Source organism: Bacteroides sp. BFG-637, assembly GCF_024793605.1.
Classification (GTDB): Bacteria; Bacteroidota; Bacteroidia; order Bacteroidales; family Bacteroidaceae; genus Bacteroides; species Bacteroides vicugnae.
This window is the reverse complement of record NZ_JANUPD010000002.1, coordinates 5,591,563-5,615,089: the sequence shown is the minus strand read 5'-3', so window position 1 is coordinate 5,615,089 and position 23,527 is coordinate 5,591,563. Positions and strand designations below refer to the sequence as shown.

19 protein-coding genes and 4 pseudogenes are annotated in these 23,527 nt (G+C 35.7%); all 23 read left to right on the top strand.

The window, feature by feature from the left end; translation table 11 throughout:
• Position 1: 1 nt before the first annotated feature.
• Entirely contained in the window at positions 2–1,708 is a 1,707-nt protein-coding gene (locus NXX38_RS22110) for a serine protease (protein WP_258981162.1), read from the top strand.
• 359 nt (positions 1,709–2,067) lie between these two features.
• Positions 2,068–3,012: a site-specific integrase gene (locus NXX38_RS22105; protein ID WP_148364976.1), complete on the top strand. Its 945-nt coding sequence runs from the start codon at positions 2,068–2,070 to the stop codon at positions 3,010–3,012.
• 365 nt (positions 3,013–3,377) lie between these two features.
• Positions 3,378–3,975, top strand: a pseudogene (locus tag NXX38_RS22100) (UpxY family transcription antiterminator).
• Positions 3,953–6,367 (top strand): SLBB domain-containing protein, encoded by a 2,415-nt coding sequence (locus tag NXX38_RS22095; protein WP_258981161.1) that lies wholly within the window; start codon positions 3,953–3,955, stop codon positions 6,365–6,367. Before NXX38_RS22100 ends, NXX38_RS22095 begins: the two are co-directional and overlap by 23 nt.
• Positions 6,368–6,389: 22 nt before the next feature.
• Positions 6,390–7,513: pseudogene (locus NXX38_RS22090) on the top strand (Wzz/FepE/Etk N-terminal domain-containing protein).
• Positions 7,514–7,533: 20 nt separating this feature from the next.
• Positions 7,534–8,939: pseudogene (locus tag NXX38_RS22085) on the top strand (undecaprenyl-phosphate glucose phosphotransferase).
• A gap of 63 nt (positions 8,940–9,002) precedes the next feature.
• Positions 9,003–10,538, top strand: coding sequence for a lipopolysaccharide biosynthesis protein (locus tag NXX38_RS22080; protein WP_258981160.1), 1,536 nt, complete (start codon positions 9,003–9,005; stop codon positions 10,536–10,538).
• Positions 10,539–10,541: 3 nt separating this feature from the next.
• Entirely contained in the window at positions 10,542–11,651 is a 1,110-nt protein-coding gene (locus NXX38_RS22075; RefSeq protein ID WP_149967996.1) for a polysaccharide pyruvyl transferase family protein, read from the top strand.
• Positions 11,652–11,668: 17 nt separating this feature from the next.
• Entirely contained in the window at positions 11,669–11,941 is a 273-nt protein-coding gene (locus NXX38_RS22070) for a hypothetical protein (protein WP_258981157.1), read from the top strand.
• A gap of 7 nt (positions 11,942–11,948) precedes the next feature.
• The gene (locus NXX38_RS22065; protein ID WP_258981155.1) at positions 11,949–13,052 is read left to right on the top strand and encodes an NAD-dependent epimerase/dehydratase family protein; all 1,104 of its coding nucleotides are present in this window, start codon (positions 11,949–11,951) and stop codon (positions 13,050–13,052) included.
• Between the two features lie 67 nt (positions 13,053–13,119).
• Positions 13,120–14,415 (top strand): thiamine pyrophosphate-binding protein, encoded by a 1,296-nt coding sequence (locus NXX38_RS22060; RefSeq protein ID WP_309600945.1) that lies wholly within the window; start codon positions 13,120–13,122, stop codon positions 14,413–14,415.
• Position 14,416: 1 nt separating this feature from the next.
• Positions 14,417–14,653, top strand: a complete 237-nt coding sequence (locus tag NXX38_RS26835) for a hypothetical protein (RefSeq protein ID WP_309600944.1) — start codon at positions 14,417–14,419, stop codon at positions 14,651–14,653.
• 5 nt (positions 14,654–14,658) lie between these two features.
• A complete protein-coding gene (locus NXX38_RS26830) occupies positions 14,659–14,850 on the top strand; it encodes a hypothetical protein (RefSeq protein ID WP_309600943.1) in 192 nt (63 codons plus the stop codon).
• Positions 14,847–15,716 (top strand): DUF5672 family protein, encoded by an 870-nt coding sequence (locus NXX38_RS22055; protein ID WP_258981154.1) that lies wholly within the window; start codon positions 14,847–14,849, stop codon positions 15,714–15,716. Before NXX38_RS26830 ends, NXX38_RS22055 begins: the two co-directional genes overlap by 4 nt.
• A gap of 101 nt (positions 15,717–15,817) precedes the next feature.
• Positions 15,818–16,540, top strand: a complete 723-nt coding sequence (locus NXX38_RS22050; RefSeq protein WP_258981152.1) for a glycosyltransferase family 2 protein — start codon at positions 15,818–15,820, stop codon at positions 16,538–16,540.
• 74 nt (positions 16,541–16,614) lie between these two features.
• Positions 16,615–17,979, top strand: coding sequence for a hypothetical protein (locus NXX38_RS22045; RefSeq protein ID WP_258981150.1), 1,365 nt, complete (start codon positions 16,615–16,617; stop codon positions 17,977–17,979).
• Positions 17,980–18,034: 55 nt separating this feature from the next.
• Positions 18,035–19,213, top strand: a complete 1,179-nt coding sequence (locus tag NXX38_RS22040) for a glycosyltransferase family 4 protein (RefSeq protein ID WP_258981148.1) — start codon at positions 18,035–18,037, stop codon at positions 19,211–19,213.
• Between the two features lie 23 nt (positions 19,214–19,236).
• Positions 19,237–20,282, top strand: a pseudogene (locus NXX38_RS22035) (dehydrogenase).
• A 14-nt stretch (positions 20,283–20,296) separates the two neighbouring features.
• On the top strand, positions 20,297–20,893 hold the full coding sequence (locus NXX38_RS22030) for an SIS domain-containing protein (protein WP_258981146.1): 597 nt from the start codon (positions 20,297–20,299) through the stop codon (positions 20,891–20,893).
• Positions 20,893–21,606: a nucleotidyltransferase family protein gene (locus NXX38_RS22025; protein WP_258981144.1), complete on the top strand. Its 714-nt coding sequence runs from the start codon at positions 20,893–20,895 to the stop codon at positions 21,604–21,606. The genes NXX38_RS22030 and NXX38_RS22025 overlap by 1 nt, the downstream gene beginning before the upstream one ends.
• Positions 21,603–22,070 carry an HAD family hydrolase gene (locus NXX38_RS22020; protein WP_258981142.1) on the top strand — a complete coding sequence of 156 codons (468 nt, stop codon included), beginning with the start codon at positions 21,603–21,605 and terminating at the stop codon, positions 22,068–22,070. The genes NXX38_RS22025 and NXX38_RS22020 overlap by 4 nt, the downstream gene beginning before the upstream one ends.
• Positions 22,067–22,924, top strand: a complete 858-nt coding sequence (locus NXX38_RS22015) for a glycosyltransferase (RefSeq protein WP_258981140.1) — start codon at positions 22,067–22,069, stop codon at positions 22,922–22,924. The genes NXX38_RS22020 and NXX38_RS22015 overlap by 4 nt, the downstream gene beginning before the upstream one ends.
• On the top strand, positions 22,896–23,186 hold the full coding sequence (locus NXX38_RS22010; protein ID WP_258981138.1) for a glycosyltransferase: 291 nt from the start codon (positions 22,896–22,898) through the stop codon (positions 23,184–23,186). The genes NXX38_RS22015 and NXX38_RS22010 overlap by 29 nt, the downstream gene beginning before the upstream one ends.
• Positions 23,187–23,527 lie beyond the last annotated feature (341 nt).

Here is a 23,527-nt window from a genome sequence, read left to right as displayed (position 1 = left end):
TATGAAGAAGATTTTAATTCTACCTTTGCTGCTTTTCTTCCTGGTACAGGGAAGCATGGCACAAACCCCAAAATGGGTAGAGAAGGCAAAACGTGCAGTCTTCTCAATAGTGACTTATGACAAGAATGATAAAATGCTGAATACGGGAAACGGATTCTTTGTGTCCGAAGACGGATTGGCTTTATCAGATTATACTCTTTTTAAAGGAGCCGAACGTGCGGTGGTGATTACTTCCGAAGGCAAACAGATGCCGGTCAGCCTGATACTTGGAGCGAATGACATGTATGATGTTATTAAGTTCCGTGTGGCTATCACCGAGAAGAAAGTGCCTGCGCTGATCATTGCCAAAACAGCCCCGGTGGCAGGAGCCGAAGCGTGGATGCTTCCTTATTCTACGCAGAAAAGCATTGCTTGTGTCAATGGTAAGGTGAAAGATGTTTCCAAAGTAGCCGGCGAATACCATTATTATACATTGAGCATGCAGATGAAAGATAAGATGGTGAGCTGCCCGGTGATGAATGCGGAAGGTCAGGTATTTGGTATTGCGCAGAAATCATCCGGTATCGATACGGTGACTACTTGCTATGCGGCGGGAGCTGCTTTTGCCATGTCGCAGAAAATCAGTGCCCTTTCTTTGGGAGACGCTGCCTTGAAAAGCATTGGTATTCGGAAAGGTTTACCCGAAACGGAAGATCAGGCATTAGTATATCTGTTTATGGCCTCTTCGAGCCTCTCGGGCGAGGACTATGAAAAGCTGTTGGACGATTTCATCCGCCAGTTCCCTGCCAATGCAGATGGTTATCTCCGTCGTGCCAATTATTATGCATCTAAAGGTAAAGACGACCAGACCTGGTATGATAAAGCCGTTGCCGACTTTAATCAGGCTCTGAAAGTAGCCCATAAGAAAGATGATGTATATTATAATATAGGTAAGCTGATGTATGCTTATCAATTATCGAAGCCGGAGAAAACTTACAAAGACTGGACGTATGACACCGCTTTGAAGAATGTCCGTCAGGCAATCGCTATTGATCCGCTGCCAATTTACACTCAAATGGAAGGCGATATACTGTTTGCCCAACAAGACTATGCCGGTGCTTTGGCTGCTTATGAAAAGGTAAATGCCAGCAATATTGCTTCTCCGGCCACTTTCTTTAGTGCTGCCAAAACGAAGGAACTGTTGAAAGGGGATCCGAAAGAAGTGGTAGCCTTAATGGATAGCTGTATTGCCCGTTGCCCGCAACCGATTACGGCCGACTTTGCTCCATACTTGTTGGAGCGTGCGCAGATGAATATGAATGCCGGTCAGGCGCGAAATGCAATGCTCGATTATGATGCTTACCATACGGCAGTCAAAGGAGAAGTGAACGACGTGTTCTATTATTATCGCGAACAGGCAGCTTTGAAAGCCCGTCAGTTTCAACGCGCTTTAGACGATATTGCCAAGGCCATCGAGATGAATCCGACAGACCTCACCTATCAGGCAGAGCATGCAGTTGTAAACCTCCGTGTAGGACGGTATGAAGAAGCCATTCAGATTTTGAATAATATATTGAAGACTGATCCCAAATATGGTGAGGCTTACCGTTTATTGGGACTTTGCCAGATACAGCTGAAGAAGACAGATGAAGCTTGCGGCAACTTTAAGAAAGCGAAAGAATTGGGTGATCCGAATGTCGATGAGCTGATTACAAAATACTGCAAGTAAAAAGATCATCTTCTTGAAGATAAAAAATAAATCCCTGCCAACTCGAAAATTGGCAGGGATTCCTCGTTTTTGGGGACGTTGTATAAAAAACTCTCTCTCTTTTTTATTTTCCCCACTTCACTTGTTAAGCTCAGGTTGTAGGTTTTAATGATATTATGGTTTGATTTCTCTTTTTTTCCTCTGTTATAAGTTAAATGCACGGTTATTGAAAATACTGCATGTCTTCACTTATTTTTTTTAGAAATAAATTGAAAATCCATCTAAAATAGTGAGTAAATTAAAAATTGTGGTTCATTTTATCTATAATCTTACTATATTCCGCACGTTTTTAATAACACGTATGAGATAAGTTATAATTTATGGAAAAAAATCGATTTACTATTTGTGCAAACAATTACATTGATTGTTTGCGACAAGAGGGTCGTTATTCTACGGCCCATGTGTATAAACACGCTATTCGTTCTTTTTCGCAGTTTTGTGGAACTCAATCCATCACGTTTAGTAAGATAAACCGTGAAACTCTAAAGAGGTATAGCAACTACCTGATGGCTTCCCGTTTGAAGCCCAATACGATTTCTACGTATATGCGTATGCTGCGTAGTATCTACAATCGTGGTGTCGATATGCATCAAGCTCCTTATGTGCATGGTTTGTTCCGGGATGTTTTTACCGGGGTAGACACACGTCAGAAGAAAGCCATCCCGATCGGCGAACTTCACATGCTATTAAACAAAGATCCTCAATCGGAAAAGCTTCGCCGGACGCAAGCCATTGCCAATCTGTTATTTCAGTTTTGTGGAATGCCTTTTTCTGATTTAGCCCATTTGGAAAAGTCCAATTTGGAGCGGGGACTTTTAAAGTACAATCGCATCAAGACCGGTACTCCTATGAGCATAGAAGTGTTAGAGTCAGCGCAGAATGCAATTGGGGGACTGTATAATAAATCAGATGCCCGGAGTTCCGATTATCCTGATTATCTTTTCCGGATATTAAGCGGAGCGTACAAGCGGAATGAAGAAGGAGCCTATCGTGAGTATCAGTCAGCTTTGAGACGTTTTAATAATGAGTTGAAAAGCCTGTCCAGAAAATTAAGGCTACATTCGCCCGTCACGTCGTATACGCTTCGTCATTCTTGGGCTACGACTGCCAAGTACAGAGGTGTACCTATCGAAATGATTAGCGAATCACTAGGACACAAATCTATTAAAACAACACAGATATATTTAAAGGGTTTCGAATTGGAAGAAAGAACAAAAGTGAATAAATTGAATTATTCTTACGTTTGTAATTTTAAAATGTTCTGATTAGTATTATTAAAGCATTATGGATTAGGGACTTAATGCTAGTGTTACTTCTTAGGTAACGGACAACACACATTTAGCATACACATGTTGTGGAAAAAGATAAAAAATCGATTATGAGGAAATAAAACAAGTACCTAACATTCAATATTAACATTCTTGAATTTATGTAATAAAATCTATTGAACATGAAGATGTCATCCTTCATGTTCAGATAGATTCATGTTGCATATTTTAAGAAAAAGGTAAAAAGAAGTTTGGTACCTTGTTTTTGATATTCTCATAATCGATTTTTTTTACCAATCTTTGTAGTCTAAATATATTGTCCGTTACCTAAGAAGTAACGGAATAACATGGGGTAAAAAAATATGATTTTAACGAAACCGAAATCAGCAAATGCCGGGCCTAGTAGTGGGACAGGGGAAGGCGTAGCACACTCAAAACGTTGGTATGTAGCATTTGTTCGAATGCATCATGAGAAGAAAGTTGCCGAACGTTTATCTAAAATGGGAATTGATTCTTTTGTTCCCGTTCAGCAGCAAATTCATCAATGGAGCGACCGTCGTAAGATGGTTAATACAGTCTTACTCCCAATGATGGTTTTTGTACATGTCAATCCAAAAGAACGTGTGGAAGTTCTTTCATTTTCTACGGTCAGCCGTTATATGGTGATGCGTGGAGAGAGTACTCCTGCCGTTATTCCTGACGAGCAGATGGCACGTTTCCGTTTTATGCTCGATTATTCCGAAGAAGCAGTCTGTATGAATGATACTCCACTGGCGCGTGGTGAGAAAGTTCGTGTCATAAAAAGGTCCTTTGAGCGGGCTTGTCGGCGAACTTGTGACTGTAGCCGGAAAGAGTAAGATTGCCGTTCGTTTAAATATGCTTGGCTGTGCTTGTGTCGATATGCCAATCGGTTATGTAGAACCTACAAAGATTACCAATGACGATACTAAAAAACTTTAACGTATTTCTATTCATTCTGCTGTTGGGAGTTTGTTCTCCCTTAATGGCTCAAAATATGAGCGACTCCCAAGTTCTTGAATATGTCAAGGACGGCATCCGCCAGGGTAAAGAACAAAAGCAACTAGCCTCCGAACTGGCACGCAAAGGCGTGACCAAAGAGCAGGCAACGCGTGTGAAGCAACTATATGAGCAGCAAAACAATGTCAATGCTTCCAATGCAACAGGTACCGATGTCAATGAATCACGCCTGCGTGAGGAAATGAAAGAAAATACTTCCGATATGCTGGAAGACCACCCAAGCACTCAAGACCTCGCACGTGGCAACCAGGTTTTCGGACGAAACATCTTCAACACCCGTAATCTGACTTTTGAACCCAGCGTCAACATCGCCACTCCCTTAAGCTATCGTCTGGGTCCCGGTGATGAAGTGATTATCGACATCTGGGGAGCCAGCCAGAACACTATCCGTCAGCATATTTCTCCTGACGGCACGATCAACATTCAGAAAATAGGTCCTGTCAACCTGAACGGACTAACCATTGCTGAAGCCAACGACTATCTCAAAAAAACATTAAACAAGATATATAATGGTCTTAATAATACGAATGATCCCACTTCTGACATCCGTCTGACTTTGGGCAGCATACGTACTATCCAGATCAATGTAATGGGTGAGGTTGTCCAACCGGGCACTTACTCCCTCTCTTCTTTTGCCACAGTCTTCCATGCGCTTTATCGTGCTGGTGGAGTCAGTGACATAGGAAGCCTTCGCAATGTCCAGCTGGTACGTAACGGCAAAAATATTGCCACGATCGACGTCTACCAATTTATCATGAAAGGAAACATTCAGGATGACATCCGCCTTCAGGAAGGCGATGTAGTGATTGTCCCCGCCTATGACGTATTGGTTAAGATCGACGGAAAAGTGAAACGGCCAATGCGTTTCGAAATGAAAAAGGATGAAAGCCTATCCACTCTTATCAGCTATGCCGGTGGCTTTGAGGCCGACGCCTACACCCGTTCCTTACGTGTCGTACGTCAGAACGGACAGGAATATGAAGTAAATACGGTCAAAGACCTTGACTATAGTGTCTATAAAATGCGAAACGGTGATGTTGTGACCGCCGAAGCCATCCTTAACCGCTTCATCAATAAACTTGAAATCCGTGGAGCCGTTTATCGTCCCGGTATCTACCAGCTGAATGGAAAACTGAATACTGTTCGTGAATTGGTAAACGAAGCCCAAGGCCTGACCGGTGATGCCTTCTTGAACCGTGCCGTTCTCTACCGTCAGCGTGAAGACTTGACTACCGAAGTTGTTCCAGTAGACATTAAAGCTATCATGGACGGTACTTCCCAAAACATCATACTGATGAAAAATGACATCCTTTATATTCCGAGTATTCATGACCTGGAAGACAGGGGCAACGTCGTAATCCACGGTGAAGTAGCCAAACCGGATTCTTATCCTTATGCTGATAACATGACCCTTGAAGACTTGATTATTCAAGCAGGTGGATTACGTGAAGCCGCTTCTGTAGTCCGTGTAGATGTATCCCGTAGAATTAAGAATCCTCGTAGTACAGTAGACAACGATACTATCGGCCAGATATATACATTCTCCCTGAAAGAAGGTTTTATAGTGGATGGCACTCCCGGCTTTGTCCTTCAACCTTATGATGAAGTTTATGTACGTCGTAGTCCGGGTTATCAGGCTCAACAGAATGTAGTTGTTGAAGGTGAAATTCTGTTCGGAGGCTCTTATGCAATGACCAGTCGTGAAGAACGTCTTTCTGACTTAATCAATAAAGCGGGAGGTGCAACGACTTATGCCTACTTACGTGGTGCCAAATTGACTCGCGTAGCCAATGCAAGTGAAAAGAAACGCATGGGTGATGTGGTCCGCTTGATGAGCAGGCAGTTGGGTGAAGCTATGATGGACTCTTTGGGTGTTCGTGTGGAAGATACCTTTAGTGTTGGTATTGACTTGGAAAAGGCACTCGCGAATCCTGGAAGTACAGCAGATATTGTCTTGCGTGAGGGTGATGTGATTTCTATCCCGAAAAACAATAATACGGTTACAATTAATGGTGCCGTAATGGTTCCGAATACTGTTTCTTATATGGAAGGAAAAAAAGTTGATTACTATTTAGATCAAGCTGGTGGTTATTCTGAAAATGCGAAGAAGAGTAAGAAATTCATCGTTTATATGAATGGTCAGGTGACTAAGGTTAAAGGTAGTGGTAAGAAGCAGATTGAACCGGGTTGTGAGATAATTGTGCCTAGTAAAGCTAAGAAGAAAAGTAATATTGGCAATATTTTAGGTTATGCTACTACATTCAGCACTTTAGGAATGATGGTTGCTTCTATTGCCAATTTGATAAAAAAATAAAGGAATAACAGCTTATATCACTATGATAGAAGGAGAATCTGGAAAAGAAATAAAACAAAAACATAATAATCATACGGATGAAGTAATCGAAATTGATTTGATGGAGATTTTTCGTAAGATTATTGCTATTCGTAAGACAATTTATAAAGCTGCTGGCATTGGTTTAATGGTTGGCGTTATTATAGCAATAAGTATTCCTAAAAAGTACACAGTTGAAGTAACTCTATCTCCAGAGATGGGTACTTCTAAAGAAGGTGGTTTATCTGGTTTGGCAGCTTCTTTTCTAGGTAGTGGAGTAACTATGGGTGATGGTACTGATGCTTTGAATGCTTCTTTATCTGCAGATATCGTCTCCTCTACTCCTTTTTTATTGGAACTTTCTACAATGGAAATACCTGTATCGAAAGATGAAAACTCAACTTTGAATACTTATTTGGATAAGGAATCTCTTCCTTGGTGGAGCTATATAATTGGACTTCCGAGTATGGTAATTGATGAAGTAAAGTCTTTGTTTAGTGAAGAGGATGAATCGACATTTTCAGGCAGAACTAATTTAGGTATAATTGAACTATCAAAAAAAGAGTCGAAGAAAATTAGAACTTTAAAGAAAATGATTACTGCTACTATAGATAAGAAAACATCTATGACTACGGTTGCTGTAACCTTACAAAATCCTAAAGTAACTGCAGTCGTTGCTGATTCTGTTGTGAAAAAATTACAGGAATATATCATTGATTATCGTACTTCCAAAGCGAAAGAAGACTGTATTTATTTGGAAAAACTATTCAAAGAACGTCGGCAAGAGTATTACATTGCTCAGAAGGAATATGCTAGTTATATAGATTCTCATGATAATATCATATTGCAGAGTGTCCGTGCCGAACAGGAACGGCTACAGAACGATATGAGCCTGGCTTATCAGGTATATAGTCAGGTGGCAAGTCAGCTTCAGGTTGCCAGGGCTAAAGTTCAGGAAGAGAAACCTGTATTTGCTGTAGTAGAGCCTGCTGTGGTACCATTGACCCCTTCGGGGATCAGTAAAAAATATATGTTTTGGCATTTATTTTCTTATCTATTTGTTTTGCCATATTTTGGAAGTTATTCGGGAGTGATTTTTTTAATAAATTTTTTAAAATACGAGCTTAATATTCATTAGTAATGTGACAATGGCGTCAACTAACCAGATAAATAAAGTAGTAGAATTAATAGCAGTTCTGGGAGATTTGATTATTTTAAACTTTAGCTTGTTTCAACTCCTTCTTTTTTGGGAAAAAGCGTCTATATATTCGCCTTTTTCTTGTACTGTTTCTTTGATGATGACTTCGCTTAGTCTCTGCTATTTGGCATGTTCTGCATCCCGTGGAAAAGCCTGGGATAGTAGAGAAATCCGTGCGGATCAACTAGTGTTGCGTGTACTGAAGAATATTATAACATTTTCAATATTTTGGGCATGCATTATGACTTTCAGCGGAATTTCTATTATTTCTCCTCTTTTCTTTGTTTTCTATTTTTTTATTCTCTTTGTTGTATTGAGTATCTATCGCATTATTATTCGTCATTCTCTAATTAGTTATTGTGCTAAGGGGAAGCATAAACGTTATGCTGTTTTTATAGGTGGAGGCAATAATATGCAGATGTTATATGAGGAAATGGAGAGTTCTTTGGCATCTATTTATGAAGTAGTTGGCTATTTTGATATTGGACCTAATGATGCTCTTTCATCTCAATGTCCTTACTTGGGTAGTCCTGATAGTTTTGCCGATTTTATGTCTGGAGACACATCTATAAAGCATGTGTTTTGTTCCTTATCAATGGATCAAGGCCGCTATAATTTTTCTATTATGAATTATTGCGAGAATCATTTGCTCTATTTTCATGGTGTTCCTAATGTTTGTAAAGGATTTCCTCGGCGAATTTGGCATAGCATGGTAGGAAATATGCCGATTTTGAATTTACGCTATGAACCTCTAAGTAAAATGGAAAATCGTGTATTAAAAGAGTCTTTGATATTATGTTATCTGGAATTTTTTTGATTACTATTTTTCCAATTGTTTATCTTATTGTGGGAAGTATTATTAAATTAACTTCTCCTGGTCCTATATTCTTTAAACAAATGAGAACTGGTTTAAATGGTATAGATTTCAAGTGTTATAAATTTCGTTCTATGAAAGTGAATGAAGAGGCTGATAGTAAACAAGCAACTGTAGATGATCCTCGAAAAACCCGGTTCGGAGACTTTCTCCGGCGTTCTAATATTGATGAACTTCCACAGTTTATTAATGTATTTAAAGGTGATATGTCGATAGTGGGGCCTCGCCCTCACATGCTTGCTCATACAGAGACTTATGCACAACTGATTGATAAGTATATGGTGAGACATTTCATTAAGCCAGGAGTTACAGGATGGGCGCAAACACATGGGTTTCGTGGGGAAACCAAAGAGCTGTCACAAATGGAGGGGCGTGTTAAGGCTGATATTTGGTATATGGAGCATTGGACAATATTGCTTGATTTATATATCATTTATAAAACTGTAGCAAATGTGATTGTGGGGGAGAAAAATGCGTATTAAGATGGAAATTAGGATTATAGCTACCTAGATGTGTCTACAAGAAGATATGTTTATGATTAATTTATGGAAAGTCATAGCAATAAACGATTAGTAAAGAATACGCTATTACTATATGTACGCACAATTATTGTCATGTGTGTCGGTTTATATACATCAAGAGTAATTTTAGATGTATTGGGAATAGAAGATTATGGTATTTATAATGTGGTTGGAGGATTTGTTGTGATGTTTTCTGTTTTTTCTGCATCATTATCAAATTCCATTACACGTTATATCACATTTGAATTAGGATGCCATAATATGGAAAGGTTACGTACAGTCTTTTCTATGAGCCTTAATATACAAATAATAATTTCTCTTATAATAGTTCTGGTGGTAGAATTAGTTGGTGTATGGTTTCTAAATTATCGATTGAATATTCCATCGGATAGACTGTATGCTGCAAATTGGGTTATGCAGTTTTCGTTATTTACATTTGTTGTCAATCTCATTAGTTTACCATATAATGCTTTAATTGTAGCCTATGAAAAGATGGATGTGTTTGCATATATATCTTTATTAGAAGCGTCATTGAAATTAGGTGTTGTTTATTTATTGTTTATATCACCTATTGATAAATTGATTTTTTATGCATTTCTTCTTGCCTTGGTTTCATTATTGATACGTCTGATCTATGGTTGGTATTGCACACATAAATTCACAGAGTGTAGATATGTATTTGTGTTGAACAAATCATTGTTGAAGAATATGTTAGGTTTTGCGGGGTGGAATTTCTTAGGGACAGGAGCTTATTTGTTTAATACGAATGGGGTGGATATTCTATCTAATCTTTTTTTTGGAATAACTATTAATACAGCTCGTGGAATCGCTAATCAGGCTGGTAATGCAGTTCGGCAATTTGTTAATAATTTTACAACTGCGCTTAATCCCCAGATTATTAAAACTTATGCAGATAATAATCTTGATATTTGCTTTTCTACGGTACGTCAAGGAGCTAAGTACTCATATTGTTTAATGCTTTTTTTTTTCATACCATTTGTATTAGAGGCAAATTATATATTTCATTTGTGGTTGAAAGAATTTCCGGATCAAACAGTTGTGTTTTGGCAGCTAACGATGTTGGGAATATTAGTGGATCTTCCGGGGGCTCCTTTAACAATTCTTGCCCAAGCCATAGGTCATATTCGGAGATACTATATATATATGAGTTTAATAGGAGCACTTGTATTTCCAATTTCATACTTTTTATTTTATTTGGGATGGCCTGCATATTCGGCTTATGTAACATATATCGTAATTTACACTTGTCTTGTTTATGTACGTCTTATTCTTATGAATAAACAAATCGGTTTTCCTATTAAGATTTTCTTGAAGCAGGTGATAGGGCGCATCGTTCTCGTTACAGTATTATCATTTATATTGCCGATAATACTAATTAATATTATGGATGAAGGATTTTTACGTTTGATATCAGTTGGAGTGGTGAGTACCTTATCACTAGTAGTATCTATGTTTTATATAGGTATGCAGAAGTCTGAACGTGTACAGGTGATAGGCTTTATAAGGAATAAGTTATATCATATTGATAGCAAGGAATAATAGATGAAAGTTTGTATTGTTACTTGGCTTGGTACTGGTAATTTTGGTACAAGTTTACAGTCGTATGCACTACATATGAAGCTTAGTGAAATGGGGTATAATGTATCAATACTTCATTGTTTTACACCCGATGATTTCAGTTTTCGGGGGCGAATCTATAAATGGTTGAGACTTAATCGAATTTTATTTTCACAGATAATCAAAGGAGAATATTTCTCAAAGAAGCAGAAAAAAATACGCCAGTTTAATAAAAAGAATTATTGTCACCAGATAATTAAGACTTATAGACAGTATCGATGTTTGCTCCAAGAAACGCAGATATTTATTACTGGCAGTGATCAGATTTGGAATTGTTATAATGGTTTTGCTCCTTTCTATTTTTTAGATTTTGCAGGAGACGTCAAAAGGGTTGCTTATGCTTCGAGTATGGGTACGGGGGACTTTCCTCAAGCGTATAAATCAATTGTAAAGGAATTGCTTGCAAAATTTAGCCATATTGGTGTGCGTGAAAGTACTGCTGTTCCCATTATTGGTGAATTGTTGGAAAGAACTGATATTGTTCAAGTGGCTGACCCGACTTTTTTACTTTCATCTACTCAATGGTTAGATTTTGCAATGACGGCTGATATTGAGATTGAAATGCCGTCTCATTTTATTTTGTGCTATTTTGTGGGTAATAATTCTTCGTATCAACAGCAAGTGGAGGATATAAAACAGCACTTAGGTATAGAAAAAGTTATTCTTATTCCATCTTTGGAAAATAAACATATGCAATTACCTCATGCACAAATATACAATGCTGCTGGACCTAAGGAATTTGTTCGTTTGCTGTCTTGTGCTTCTTGCATTTGTACCGATTCTTTTCATGCGATAGCACTTTCTATCAATTTGCAGAAAGACTTTATCGCTTTGAAACGTTTTCAAGATGCAGATGAGAAATCTCAAAATTCGCGTATTTATGATGTTCTTGAGCATTATGGATTGGATCATCGCATATATGAGAATAAAGATTTGAAACTTTATCAACCTATTTCTTATAAGTTGATAAACTTAAAAGTGATTCATGACCGAGAAGAATGCATTGCTTATCTAAGAAATGCTATTGAAGAATAATTAACCAATGCTTTTTAATGAAAAATAAGGAGAAAATACTTAGGCACAATAATTTAAGAAAATCAAATTTAGAATTATTGAGGCTGGTAGCTATGTTTTTTATTATCTGTCACCATTTAGTTATTAGAAGTGCACAAACTTGTGGTTATACCCGGCCTTTCAATATAAACGAAGACGTTTTAGGGGGGAGGTTTGGTTATTTGATATTTGGTATAGGTTCTTTTATTGCTTGGCTTGTGGAAAATTTTGAATCACTGTTTGTAGAAAAGATAGGTAAATTGAAAAAATAGGATAAATATGAAAGTATTAGTTTTAGGGGGTACTGGGGCAATGGGGACACATTTGGTTTCTATTTTGGCAGAAGCTGGTATGAAAGTGGATGTTACTTCACGACAGGAGTTAGCTGATAGAACAAATATACATTATATAAAAGGTAACGTTCATAACATTTCTTTTGTAAAGTCATTATTGGCACAGAACTACTACAATGTTATTATTGACTTTATGATTTATACTACAGTGGAGTTTAATAATAGATATTGGTTATATCTTAATAATACCGACCAGTATTTTTATCTTAGTACTTCACGTGTTTATGCAGATGCGGCATTGATTACAGAAGAATCGCCGCGTTTACTTGATGTTACTACAGATAAGAAATATTTGGCAACTGACGAATATGCTCTTTGTAAAGCCCGTCAGGAAGATTTACTTCGAAATAGTTGCAAATCCAATTTTACAATTATTCGTCCATATAAAACTTATAGTGAAATCCGATTACAGTTGGGGGCACTAGATAAAGAGACGTTTATTCAGCGCATACTGCAAGGACATTCTGCGGTTATACCTATGGATGTTATGAGCCATACTACGACTCTTACTTATGCTAGAGATGTTGCTATTTGTATTGCCAAACTGATAGGGAATAAAAAGGCAATGGGAGATACTTTTAATATAGTTACTAGCAAAAATATTAAATGGATGGATGTACTGGATATTTATTTAAATGTTTTAGAAAATAAAATGGGGTATCGTCCTAATGTCGTGGAAATAGATCGCTGTCCTCAACTTGATGTGAATATAGCACAATACCAAATTTTGTATGATCTTCACTATAATCGTCAGTTTGATAATACTAAGATAAAAGAAGCAGTAGGAGGTTATGAATTTATACACCCCAAAGAGGGACTTGCCAAGTGTATTACTTCATTCTTGGATAATCCAAAATTTAATTATTTAGATTGTAGGGCAGAAGGAATTCATGATCATTATTCACATGAGTTTATGTCTTTGAGTCAGTTTGCTACTAATAGTCAAAGATTACATTATTTTATGTATCGTTTCTGTCCTGTTTCTGTGGGAAAAATCGCATTATTCTGCAAGCAAATGAAACATAAATAAAAGAGCTTAGCTGATTTAATGCTAAAGATCACACATTTACCATTTTTTATACATAATCAGAAAAAGTATGAATACTCATTATTCAAGTGAAAAAGGAATACAGATTCTCGTTAAGTTACTTAAAGAGCATCATATAAAGCGGGTTATTACTTCACCAGGTGGCACAAATATGATGTTGAATGCTTCATTAATGTATGATGGAAGTTTTGAAATGTATTCATCGGTAGATGAACGTTCTGCGGCCTATATGGCCTGCGGTATGGCAGAGGAATCGGGTGAACCTGTCATGATTACTTGTACAGGAGCAACAGCAGCTCGTAATTATATGCCTGGATTGACAGAAGCATACTATCGTAAATTGCCTATTTTGGTAGTAACAGGAACCCAGGATTTACGTCGTTTGGGTAATTTATATGACCAAGTGACCGATCGTAGTGTGCATCCGAATGATATTTTAACGTTTAGTACTTATATACCTACAGTTCGTGATGATAAAGATGCTGATAGTGCTGCGCTGAAAATCAACCAAGCAATTTCGGCTTTGACACTCCACGGTGGAGGTCCTGCGCATATAAATTTGGAAACGGTGTATAGCCGTGATCTTTCGGTGACTTGTCTGTCTCCTGTAAAAGTAGTAAAACGTATTTCGTATGATGATGAATTACCTACCTTGCCACAAGGTCGGATAGCTATATTTATAGGTTCCCATCGAACGTTTACCGAAGATGCAACAATGAGTATTGACCGTTTCTGCGAAAACCACAATGCAGTCGTTTTTTGTGATCATACAAGTGGTTACAAAGGGTGTTTTCGACAGTTGGATGCACTGCTTTCCTTGAAAGGAGCTAAATGTTTAGATAATATTCGTTTACTTATCCATTTAGGTGAAATTTCAGGTGACCATTTCAATATGGGAGCTTATGCTAAGGAGGTCTGGCGTGTAAATAAGGATGGACAATTGCGTGACCGTTATGGTAAGCTTACTTATCTTTTTGAAATGAGTGATAAGCATTTTTTTGAATCCTACGCAAACAAAGATTGTTGTCCGGGTATTTCTTTTATACAAGAATGCCGGGCGGATTATAATAAAATGTATGATGAATTACCAGAACTTCCTCTTTCCAATATATGGATGGCAAAAACTTTGGCACCTAAAATACCGGAGTCCTCAATTATTCATTTTGGCATTCTGACTTCGCTTCGTTCATGGAATTTTTTTGAGGTATCAAACTCAATCCGGTCAGCAAGTAATGTCGGGGGATTTGGTACAGACGGTATATTATCTTCTTTGTTAGGAGCATCGCTTGTTAATCCGAATAAACTTCATTTTTGTGTTATAGGTGATTTGGCTTTCTTTTTATGATATGAATGCGCTGGGCAATAGACATTTAGGAAATAATTTGCGTATTCTTTTAGTGAATAACGGTAAGGGATGTGAGTTTACTCATCATCTGAATCCTGGTCATATATTTGAAGAAAATGTAAATCAATATATTGCAGCAGCTGGACACTATGGTAATCAGTCACCAACACTTGTTCGTGATTATGCTTGTAATTTAGGTATGGACTATCTTACAGCAAATACTAAGGAGACTTTTTAGCCAACATGGAAGCTTTTGTCAATCCGGTTATTAATAATTCTTGTGTTTTTGAGGTTTTTACTCGGGATATTGATGAGAATGAAGCTTTGAAGATAATGGCGAATGTAGCTTCTATGAAACATCAAATTAAAGAGGGGATAAAAAGTACAGTTGGTGAAAAAGGGATTAAGTTTATTAGAGACTTGATAAAGAAATGAAAAGTTGCATTGTTGTTATTCCTGTATATAAATCTGCTCCTAAAGTAACAGAGGTGGCTTCTTTTAGACAATGTATTAGAGTTCTTAAGAGTTTTGATTTATGCCTAATAACTTATGAGGAATTGGATTTAACTGTCTATATGGGGATAGGAAAAGAATACTCTAAAGAGATTAGTGTAAAGTGTTTTGAGCGTCACTTTTTTACTTCTGTAGAAGGTTACAATAAACTGTGTTATAATATTGATTTTTATTCGGCATTTCGTAATTATGATTACATGCTTATATACCAGTTAGACGCATGGGTTTTCCGTAATGAATTGCAAATGTGGTGTGAGAAAGGATATGATTATATTGGTAGTCCCTTTTTTAAGAATATATCTTCTAAAGGGACAAATCCTTTGTATAGCAAAGAGATGGTGGCTGTTGGTAATGGTGGATTTTCTTTACGTAGAATACAGTATTGCATAAAATTACTTGAAAGATGGAAATGGCTTCCTTATTTAACTACAAGATATTTGTGGGAAATGTATTCAACAGAAGAGATAAATGGTAATAGGGGTAAATATTATTTATTATTACTTGTTTTGTGTAAAACATGTATTAAAACATTAGGTTTTAGGAATACATTGAGCTATTTCATTAAATCAGGTAGGGTGAATGAGGACTTCTATTTTAGTAAATGGGCATTGCATGCATGGAGGGTAAGAGCAAATTTACCATCATGTGAAGAAGCTTCCTACTTTTCTTTCGAAGTGAATCCATCTTATTTATATGATTTAAATGGGAAGTTGCCATTCGGGTGCCATGCTTTTGAAAAATGGGAATCTGATATTTTCTGGAGTAAACACATACAGGTTAGTACTTAGTAATTCTAGAATGCTGAAGGAGAGTATAAAATAGGGTCCTTAGAATAGATAGGATGGATGTTTAAATGTGGCTAATAATATTAGCAGAGAATTTTGAGATTATGGATACACCAATTATTTCAGTAATTACAGTATGTTATAATGCTGTTGTAAGTATTGAGGAAACTATGTTGTCCGTTTTGGACCAGAGGTATGATAAAGTGGAATATATTGTCATTGATGGTGGTAGTAAGGATGGGACATTGGATATTATCAAAAAGTATGCTAATAGGTTAGCATATTGGACGAGTGAGCCGGACAAAGGAATTTATGATGCTATGAATAAAGGTATATCAAAAGCAACAGGAAACTGGTTGAATTTTATGAATGCTGGAGATCAGTTTATAGATAATAAGGTCTTGAGTAAGTGTTTTGAAAGTAGCTTCCATGATAATGTGGATGTTCTTTATGGAGATGTAGTTTACAAATATAAGTTTGGCAAGCGTATGGTAGAAGCAGGTAATATTCAACAGATTATAAATCATATGGTATTTAGTCATCAGAGTACTTTTGTTCGGAAGCAAATAATGAAAGATGGATTTAATCTGAAATGGAGGTTAGCAGCTGATTATAATTTTCTATTAGGTTGTTTTTGGGAAGGAAGAAAATTTGTTCATGTTGGCATCCCAATGAGCTTAGTTGAATTGGATAATGGAGCGACACATAATAATTATTCTCAATCAAGAAAAGAAGTCTTAGGTATTCATAAACAGTTTGGGTATTCTTTTTTAAACGCTATTGGTTGTATTTTTCTGATTTGTTCCATTTTTATGTTAGTAATATAATGAAACATATAATGCCAAAGTTGCTTTTGGATAAAATTTATAATATATCAAATTGATGATATAAGTGGATGGTAATGTTGGATACGAATAATAAATTATATTGGCTATATAGCTTTCTTATATTTCTGACACTTTATACAGATTCTCCTTTATCGACTTACTTGGGAGCTTTTGGTGAGTCAATGTTGCCGAGTATTAGCCTTTGTTTATATATATTGTTTGCTTTAACAAATAGAATTAATAGAACAGATAGTTTTGTTAGGAGATTCAGTTTTCTTATCAAAATTACAACGCTTTTGAGTTTAATAGCATTTTTTATTTATCCAATATTTAATATTGGTTATACGCAATTGGGTGAATCATTATTCGTGAAATTTGTGAAGCTGTGGCTTACTTTTCAAGCTTATATTTGTTACTTACTACTATTGATTAATATTGCAGGAGATTATACTATAGAGCGAATCTTAAAACCCTTCTTTTGGGGATTTATTGGTTTAACGATAATATTACTGATAGAATTTTACCAATCTCCTTTTGCATTTACATATCTTCATACACTACACGCTGATATATATTATAGAATCCGATTGCTTACTCCAGAATCTTCTGCAACAGCATTAATGTTAGAAGTGTTTTTTGTATTGTCAGTGTTTTATACTTATTATATACGACAAAGTAAATTTCTGTTGGGGGTGGTATTGATATGTGCAGGACTACATATTGCTTTATCTGGTTCAAAGACATTATTGGCGATTATATGTATTTCTGGGATTTTGCTTTTTTTTCAGAGGGCAAAATATATGTTTAGTTTTAGAGGATTACTAGTAATGACAGGATTTGTAATTGGTGGGGGCTATGTAGCGTCATTCATTCTTCCTAAATTAATAGAAAGTTCTATGAATGATTTGGAAAATTATACATCTGTAGTTACACGATTCTATTCAATATTTATAGGTTATTCTATTGGTATATGTTTTCCGCTCGGTACTGGATTTCAGACATATATGTATTTATTCCCAGAGATGATGCGAAATAATCTATTCCTCATTGATATGATAAATATGCCATTGCGTCCTGATGAAATAATCAGTTTAGCAACTAGTGGAGATGACAATGCTGTGTCAGCAAAGTCTTTTCTTGGGCAAAGTAGTATATATTGGGGAATAATAGGAACATACTTCTTCATTAAAAACTATGTAAAACTTTATAGCTGCTCTAGACCTAATATTGGGCAAGGAAATACATTATTCAGGATACTATTGATTTTAATTGTTGTTCAACTATTATTCTCATCTGGGTTGGATTATTGTGTTGTTGCTTTATTTTTTGTTCATATAAGAATAAAAAATGATTATAAATCGATAAACCTAAAAATACGATGGGGGAATTTTTCTAGTAATCAGAAGGTTCTATGTAAATCATCAAATACAAAACAGTGACATTGATGTGTATAAAAAAACAAAAGATAAATCTTACCAAAAATGAGAGGATAATATGAAAATGATTTGGGTTTCACCGGAATGTCCATATCCTGCTAATACAGGGGGAAGGATAGGGATAATGAAAAGATTGGAGTACCTCTCGCAGAATAATGAAATATATTTTTTCTGTGTGATAGATAGTGATGATGAATATAAGTATGCATCTGATCTGTTGAAATATTGTAAAGAAGTACATTTATATAAAAGAAATAAGTATTTTGCTTTATCTAAATTGCTTAAAGCTCCTTTTGTATGTGTATCTCGGTGGTTAACATCAATGAAGTATGATATTGAAAGATGCTTTGAAAATGAAAAGATTGATTGGGTAATAGTCGATTTTCCACAAATGCTAGGCAATATTAGCGAGAAAATATTTAATTCCAACAAATTGGTTTTAAATCAGCATAATATAGAATATGTAACACTACATAATTTAGCTAAGAGTATTGATAACCCATTAAGGAGGATACTCTACAGTGTAGAGGCACAAAGGTTATATAGATTTGAGGAAAGATGTTATAGAAATCTGAATATTAAGTTATTTACATTTGTTTCTATTGAAGATAAAGCTTTTTTGAAAAAAAAATTTGAAAAGGTCAATACTTTGTTGGTGCCTGTAGGTGCAGAGGTACATCGGTATGAGGAGAATAAAGATAATCAAAATATCATTTCATATTTTGGAAAGATGTCATATCCTGCAAATGCAGAAGCTGCCATTTGGTTTTCCAATAATGTTTTTCCTATTATTCAAAAAGAAATCCCAGAATCCAAGTTTTATATTGTAGGTAAAGATCCATCTAAAAATTTATTAAACTTGTCAGAGAGTAATTCTAATATAGTCGTAACGGGTACAGTGGATGCGATAGAAGATTATTATAAACAAACAGATTTGGTTGTAGTACCATTGAATCACGGGGGTGGAGTGAAAGTGAAGGTCTTAGAGGCCTTGGGGTATGGTAAATTAGTTATTTCAACAGTTAAAGGGATTGAAGGAACTATTTTTCGGAATCAGGCAGAGCTCTTGACAGCTGAATCTGCGACTGATTTTGCATATATTTGCATAAATGCATTGCAGAATTTTTCTTATTATGAAGGAATAAGAAAATGTGGTTATGAAAATATCCGGAAAAATTTTACATGGAAAGCTGTTGTTGAGAGGTTTGAACAAGAGCTAAATCATCTAAAATCGTAATTCGATAAAATAAATACATATTTATGATAATTCGTAGTAAAGCTCCTCTTCGTCTTGGATTAGCAGGAGGAGGTAGTGATGTATCCCCTTATAGTGATATATATGGTGGGCTGATACTTAATGCCACTATTAATCTCTATGCGTATTGCACTATAGAAGAAACAGAAAATGGACGGATAGAAATAAATGCTTTTGATGCACATTGTCACAAAAGTTATCCATTAACCAAAGTTTTGAAGATTGATGGTGAAGCAAGCTTAATTAAAGGGGTATATAATCGTATAGCTCAAACTTATAATTTGGAGATGCGGAGTTTCAAAATCACAACTTATAATGATGCACCGGCAGGATCTGGATTGGGAACATCATCTACAATGGTAGTATGTATACTGAAGGCATTTATTGAATGGTTAAGTCTTCCACTTGGTGACTATGAGACTTCACGCCTTGCCTATGAAATAGAGCGTAAAGATCTGGGATTAAGTGGTGGAAAGCAGGACCAATATGCTGCTGCTTTTGGCGGATTTAATTATATGGAATTTCTCCAAAATGATCTTGTGATTGTCAATCCGCTAAAAATAAAACGTTGGATTGTGGATGAGTTAGAAGCTTCCATGATATTATATTTTACAGGTGTTTCTCGTAGTAGTGCTTCTATTATTGATGAGCAGAAGAAAAATACGACAACGGGAAATCAAACGGCAATAGAGGCAATGCATAGAATAAAGCAGAGTGCCATTGATATGAAATTAGCTTTATTGAAAGGTGATATGACAGAGTTTGCTAGACTTATAGGAGAGGCATGGGAGGATAAGAAAAAAATGGCAAATGCTATAACAAATCCAATGATACAGGAAGCTTTCGATACAGCCATAGCTGCAGGAGCTATGGCTGGTAAAGTTTCAGGAGCTGGTGGAGGTGGTTTTATTATGTTCATTGTAGAACCAACAAGAAAAAAAACGTAGTAGAGGCTTTGAGGACATTGAATGGCTTTGTTATGCCATTTCAATTCAGTGATGGTGGTGCACATGGATGGAAGATTTATCCTACGGACAAAGTTTATAAATAAATGATATAATTAAAATGGAATCAATTGAGATCGTAAGAAAACAAATATCAGCTTCTGCATGTGTGAAGGAAGCATTGTTACGAGATGAACAGGTTTTAAGGCAAATAGCCTATGCTGCGGAGGTTTGTACAAAAGCTTATAGGGAGGGGCATAAAACTCTTTTTGCTGGTAATGGTGGTAGTGCGGCGGATGCTCAACATTTGGCAGGCGAATTTGTTAGTAAGTTTTATTTTGATCGTCCTGGTATTCCCTCTATCGCACTTACTACAGATACATCTATAATTACTGCTATTGGTAATGATTATGGTTATGATAAATTATTTGCCCGGCAAGTTCAGGCACAAGGAAATACAGGAGATATTTTTATTGGAATTTCTACTTCTGGAAATTCTGAAAATATAGTTAAGGCTTTACCTGTATGTCGGGAAAAGGGTATTATAACAATTGCTTTAACCGGATCCTCTCCCTGTAAGATGGATGAATTTGATATTGTAATAAAAGTACCTAGTATGGAAACACCTCGCATTCAAGAGTGTCAAACATTGATAGGGCATATCATTTGTTGTATTGTTGAAGAAAATATATTTGGAAATTTAAAAATGATGGAATAGTGGAAGTTATTATATTGGCTGGAGGGCTGGGAACCCGTCTTCGCACAGTTGTGAATGAAGTTCCAAAATGTATGGCTCCTGTAGCCGGAAAACCATTTTTATGGTATTTGTTGAAATACCTAACACACTACAATGTACATCGTGTTATATTGTCTGTAGGATATCTTCGTGAGGTTGTATTTAGGTGGATAGAAAAATATAAAGATGAATATCCTTTTGATTTTGATTATGTTGTTGAAGAGGAACCCTTAGGTACAGGTGGTGGAATAAAGTTAGCCATGAATAAGGTTTTAGGTACAGAAGCGATCATACTAAATGGTGATACTTATTTTGATGTTGATTTGGATGCTTTCTTGAGAATACATAATAATTACAACTCTTTGTTGTCCATAGCTTTGAAACGAATGACTGCTTTTGACCGTTATGGAAATATAAAATGTGGACTTAATAATGAGGTACAAGAATTTGAGGAAAAAAAGTATTGTGAAAATGGACAGATTAATGGAGGAGTTTATGTATTGAATAAAGTTGTTCCCTTTTTTGATAATCTTCCAGATAAGTTTTCATTCGAAACTCAAGTATTACAGCCTAACAGTGGAAAAGGATGTATTTATGGTTTTGTACAAGAAGGATATTTTATAGACATTGGTATTCCGGAAGATTATCAAAAAGCAAATCATGATTTTTCTTCTCTTTTTAAATTTTCTATATGACTTTATTAGACATTGATGTGACGGGGTACGACATACTTCTTCTTGATCGTGATGGAGTAATAAATAAGTTGCGTCCAAATGATTATGTAAAATGTTGGGCGGAATTTGAATTTCTTCCAGGTGTATTGGATGCTTTGGCAGTATGGTGTAAGTTCTTCAAACATATATTTATTGTAACTAATCAGCGTGGGGTAGGTAAAGGAGTGATGACAGAGGCTGATTTAAAACAGATTCATGAGAGAATGATTGATGAAATAGAAGCTTGTGGTGGACGCATCGATCGAATATATTATTGTACAGCCTTAACTGACACTGATAGTAATAGAAAACCAAACAAAGGTATGTTTTTACAAATATTGCGTGACTATCCATACATTTTAAGAGAAGATTGTTTGATGGTGGGGGATAGTGATAGTGATATGCAATTTGCTAAGAATTGTGGTATAAGTGGCATTAAAATATGAAAACTATCTTACATATATCAAAATATTATTACCCTTATATAGGTGGGGTTGAAGTTACTGCACAGTATTTAGCAGAGGGTATGTATGATTTTAATAATATTGTACTATGTTTTAACTCCGAAAGAGAAAATAAGGAAGAGATTGTAAATGGAATAAAAGTTTATAGAGCAGGAAGTCTTTTTAAATTGGCAAAACAATCAATTTCTTTTTCTTATTATTTTTTATTAAAGAAAATATTGAAAAAATACAGGCCTGATTTCGTTCATGTGCATTGCCCTAATCCTTTTATATATCCGTTATTGTTGTTAACATCTAATAAATTTAAACTAGTTTTACACTGGCATTTGGATATTGTAAATCAGAAGCGAATATATCCTTTTATAAAATGGACTGAAGGAAAACTTTTGCAACGTGCAGATTTAATTTTAGTAACTAGCCCTAATTATAAAGAGTCTTCTAGACCTTTATTGCCTTTTAAGAATAAAGTGCATGTGTTACAAAGTGCAATTATTCCTCAAAAATTTGTTTTACAACCTTCTGATTTAGTAAAAGTCGATTCTATAAGACAAAGGTATAAGAATAAAAAAATAATATTCTTTGTAGGGCGTCATGTAGAGTATAAGGGATTAAAATATTTAATAAAAGCAGAGAAATACATTCGTAATGATTGCCACATTGTAATTGCAGGTGAAGGGCCTCTAACACCAGAATTAATGCATGAATCTAACAGTAACAGAATTTCTTTTATAGGGCGTATAACTGATAGTGAATTAAAGTATTATTTGTATGCTTCTGATATTTTTGCTTTTCCATCAATTACCAAAAATGGAAGCTTTCGGACTTGCTTTGGCTGAAGCTATGTACTGTAAATGTGTTCCTGTGACTTTTTATATTGAGGGGTCAGGAGTAAATTGGGTATCTCTTGATAAAGTAACAGGGATTGAAGTACCTTATGTCTGTGAAAAAAAATACGCAGAAGCTTTAGATGTTTTACTTGAAAATGACAATTTAAGAATGCAATATGGAGTTGCAGCTCATAAACGTGTCATTGATATGTTTACACTTGATAAAGAAATCGAATTAGCATTAGAGTTGTACAAAGAACTAAAATCGTAATATGAAAGTTAAGAATAAGTGTTGATTTTCAGATATTTAAATTCAGTATGGTTGTTATAGTAATTGATTTGAAAGAGAATTGTTTAGTGGGCCATTTGGAGTAATAGAGACTTAAAAGCAAATTGTTATAAAGAATAGCTGTTTGATAATTATAACAATGAACTGACGAAAATAAGATATGGTATAAAATAAATGTTGAAAATGTTGAGATGTAATAAACACGTGAGTGTTTCGCATGTGAGATGAAAAAATGTAGGTCCCTAGCTTCATGCTGTAAAAAGCATGATTCTCCTACATTGTGGATTGGAAATAGCACGACGGTGCATTTCTGATCTACGCCC